The sequence below is a fragment of the Anaeromusa sp. genome (assembly GCF_028691475.1).
Classification (GTDB): Bacteria; Bacillota; Negativicutes; order Anaeromusales; family Anaeromusaceae; genus Anaeromusa.
This window is the reverse complement of sequence record NZ_JAQUZF010000185.1, coordinates 1-3,430: the sequence shown is the minus strand read 5'-3', so window position 1 is coordinate 3,430 and position 3,430 is coordinate 1. Positions and strand designations below refer to the sequence as shown.

At 49.0% G+C, this 3,430-nt stretch carries 4 protein-coding genes; all 4 read left to right on the top strand.

What is annotated here, in order from left to right; all coding sequences use genetic code 11:
• Nucleotides 1–398, top strand: a 398-nt coding sequence (locus tag PHF27_RS13935; protein ID WP_300071362.1) for a transporter substrate-binding domain-containing protein, incomplete at its 5' end; no start/stop codon positions are given.
• 315 nt (nt 399–713) lie between these two features.
• The gene (locus tag PHF27_RS13930) at nt 714–1,646 is read left to right on the top strand and encodes a divergent polysaccharide deacetylase family protein (protein ID WP_300071359.1); all 933 of its coding nucleotides are present in this window, start codon (nt 714–716) and stop codon (nt 1,644–1,646) included.
• A 533-nt stretch (nt 1,647–2,179) separates the two neighbouring features.
• The gene (locus tag PHF27_RS13925) at nt 2,180–2,479 is read left to right on the top strand and encodes a EutN/CcmL family microcompartment protein (protein WP_300071356.1); all 300 of its coding nucleotides are present in this window, start codon (nt 2,180–2,182) and stop codon (nt 2,477–2,479) included.
• A gap of 2 nt (nt 2,480–2,481) precedes the next feature.
• Nucleotides 2,482–3,429, top strand: coding sequence for a magnesium transporter CorA family protein (locus PHF27_RS13920; RefSeq protein ID WP_300071353.1), 948 nt, complete (start codon nt 2,482–2,484; stop codon nt 3,427–3,429).
• Nucleotide 3,430: the final 1 nt, after the last annotated feature.

Below are 3,430 nucleotides of genomic sequence, written 5' to 3'. Positions count from 1 at the left end.
AGAATACGACAATCAAGAACTTTAAGGACTTGGAAGGCAAAAAAATTGCCGTGCAGATAGGCACGACTTCCGCGGAAGAAGCTCGCAAGATTCCTGGTGCGGTAGTGCGTGAATTCAATGGCGTGCCGGAAACCTTTATGGAATTGAAAGCTGGCGGTGTAGACGCGGTTGTAAATGACTTGCCGGTTAATCAATATTATTTGGGGCAGTTTGAGAAAAAAGGCGATGCCTTTGCCAAGCTAGCAACAACCGAACTGAAAAATGCTGAAGACTATGGCATTGCAGTGGCTAAGAAAAATACCGAACTGGCTGGCAAGGTGAACAAAGCGTTGGAAACCTTAAAAGCCAATGGCGAGTATGACAAGCTGTATCAGAAATGGTTTGGGAAGAAACAATAAAAGTAGACTTGAAAGCCTGTGCATTCTTGGGAGTGCGCAGGCTTTTTAAATGGGGCGGGAATTGAACAGGAGTCTCGAGAGTCGCGGGAGGGAACGCAGGAGAATTTAAATTATAACAGGAGTAGAGTGAGTAGATGGAGGGCTCGACAAACTTTGACTTTCAAAAAATAATATACCGTATCCTCATCGTACCCTCCGATTACTCCCTTTACTCTTGTTCAAAAATTAATCTTCGGCGTCCTCGTGCTCTTTATAGCAGGACTTCCAGCGGGCTGCGTGGAAGTTTGAGCGGAAGGACGTTAGAGGAGTGTGTTTATGGCAAGGAAGCAGAAAAAATCGTCACCGCGCATCGTTTGGTGGGTGGTGGCGTTATTGGCACTAGGGGCGGCAGTTTGGTATGGAATGCAGGATGACGGAAAAAACGCGTTAACTACCTTGATGCCGGCAGCCGTCCAAGAGGCGATCGGCGGAAGCGAAAAAGATAAAGAGAAAAAGGCGGCGGAAGAAAAGGCAAAGGAAAAGACCAAAGAGGCGGTTAAAGCAGTGGGGGATGCGAAAAATGCCATTCCAGAACCGAGCGGTGAAATAAAGGCGCGCTTGGCTATTGTCATTGATGATTTTGGTTATACATCAGGACCGATAGCGGCGCTTGCGGCGCTACCACGCCCGGTGACCTTTGCGATTCTTCCATATCGTCCTCATTCGGCGGAAGCGCTACAGGCTGCAAAAACATCGGGTAAAGAGGCAATATTGCATTTGCCGATGATGCCGCAGCAAGCGTCAGCGGCTTCGGAAGATAATACGATTAGCCCTAGTATGTCGGATGGCGAAATACGAAGTACGGTGGAAAAGGCATTGCGTTCACTGCCAGGAGTGGTGGGAGTGAACAATCATCAAGGGTCGCTGGCTACGGCGGACAGCCGGGTTATGAAACAGGTGCTGGCTCTCTTACATAGTCGAGGTTTGTTTTTTGTCGACAGCCGCACTAGCTCTCAGTCAGTAGGGCGAACAACAGCGAGACAGCTCGGCGTGCCGGCGGCGGAAAATGACTTGTTTTTGGATAATGTAGATGAAGTGGATGCGGTGAAGCAGAAGATGCGGACGGCAGGCAATCTGGCTTTGCGTTCCGGCAGCGCCGTGGTGATTGGTCATGCGCGCATGCATACGGCTACAGCCTTGCGTGAGGTAATTCCAGAACTAGAGCGTAAAGGGATTCGCTTGGTTTTTGTCTCGCGGTTGACAGAATAGTTTGAAGCGCAAGAATATCCGATGAATGCACAAGCCAGTGCAGAGGGAAATCGGGGCTTTGTTACGAAGATTTATTAACAGGAGTAAAGGGAGTAGAGTGAGGGGACGCAGGAGGGAATGGGGAACGGTTTCACACAGAGGAACAGAGGAAAGGCCAGAGGTAACAGAGAGAAGATATTGAACAGGAGTCACGAGAGTGGCCAGAGGGTACGTCTGAGAGTTACGGTTTTTTAACAGGAGTATAGGGAGTAGAGCAGATTTTTAGGAGATTGCCGCGCTGCGCTCGCAATGACGGGTAAGGCGGACTTGAGGTGCGGGAGATGGCTTGGCTGCTTGCTGATAAGCTGGCTTGTTGTCGTTGCGAGGAGCGAAGCGACGAAGCAATCTCTCTGAAAGCCAATTCTCTGGCCTTTCTTTGGCTTTTCTCTGTTACTCTGCGTACCGTATCCCCTCTGGCATTTCTCTGATACCTCTGTTACTCTGTGTAACCGGCATTCCCCGGCTTTCTGTCATTGTAGCGAGGAGGAAACTATATGTGGTTAGGAAAAGTAGTAGGCACTGTGGTAGCTCCGACAAAAGATGATACGCTGGTAGGGTGGAAGCTGTTGGTGGTGCAGCCGCTGAATCTGGATGGGTTGAATAATATCAGCATGCAGGTGGCTGTCGATACGGTGGGGGCTGGTAATGGCGAGACAGTGCTGGTCGCTTCCGGTAGCTCGGCGCGACGGGTGACGAAAAATGATAACAGTGCGGTAGATGCAGCCATTGTTGGTATTGTCGATAGCATGGAAATTGAGGGTGTGTCCAAGAGCCAATACTGGATGCAGAAATAATTATGTTATCGGTATATAAAAGCCATGAAGAGGGCTTGCGTACTTTGTCCTTAGAGACGCTGGAAGATGGCTGCTGGGTTCACTCGGTGCATCCGACGGCGGAAGAAATTGCTGAAGTGGCAAAAAAAGTGGGAGTTCCAGAGGAATATTTCCGTTTTGCCTTTGAGGAGGATGGCTGTCCAAGGGTATTGCGGAGCGCTGGGTGCCTGCTGGTAATTGTCAGCGTACCTGTTTTTCGCGGGCAGGATCGTTATGACACCATTCCTTTGAGCGTGATTTTAACGCCTAACTGTACGATTACGGTAACACGGGAATTCACCAGTGTTTTGCCCAAGGGGGGCGAAGCGGGACTGGGGTTTGATACGACGAAAAGCGTGCATTTTTTCTTCCAACTTCTTTATCAAGCGGGCAATACCTTTTTACGGCAAATTAACAGCATACGAAAGCGGACGGACGAAATTGAGATGAAACTGCGCCGTTCTACGACAAATGAAGAAGTGTATCGGCTGCTAGATTTGGAAAAAGGGCTGACGTATTTCACAGCGGCGCTCCGAGCGAATGACATTGTGTTGGATAATATTGTGCGTATGCGGGCTTCACCGCAGTTTCGACGTTGGCTGCCGATGAATGAGGAAGATGAGGACATTCTGGAGAGCGTTATCATTGAGAATAAGCGAGCCTTGGCGTTAGTGCAGACCTATGGCTCCATTCTTAGCAGCATGATGGATGCATTTTCTTCGGTTATTGCCAATAATTTGAATCATATTATGAAATTTTTAGCAGGGATCACCATTCTTGTATCGATTCCTACGATGATTTCCAGCTTTTGGAGCATGAGCATGGTGGTGCCATTGCGGGAAACGGAGATAGGATTTTATTTGGTGGTCATGCTGTCTCTGTTGTCGAGCGCTTTAGCGGGGCTGTTTTTGCGTAAAAAAAGAATGCTGTGAG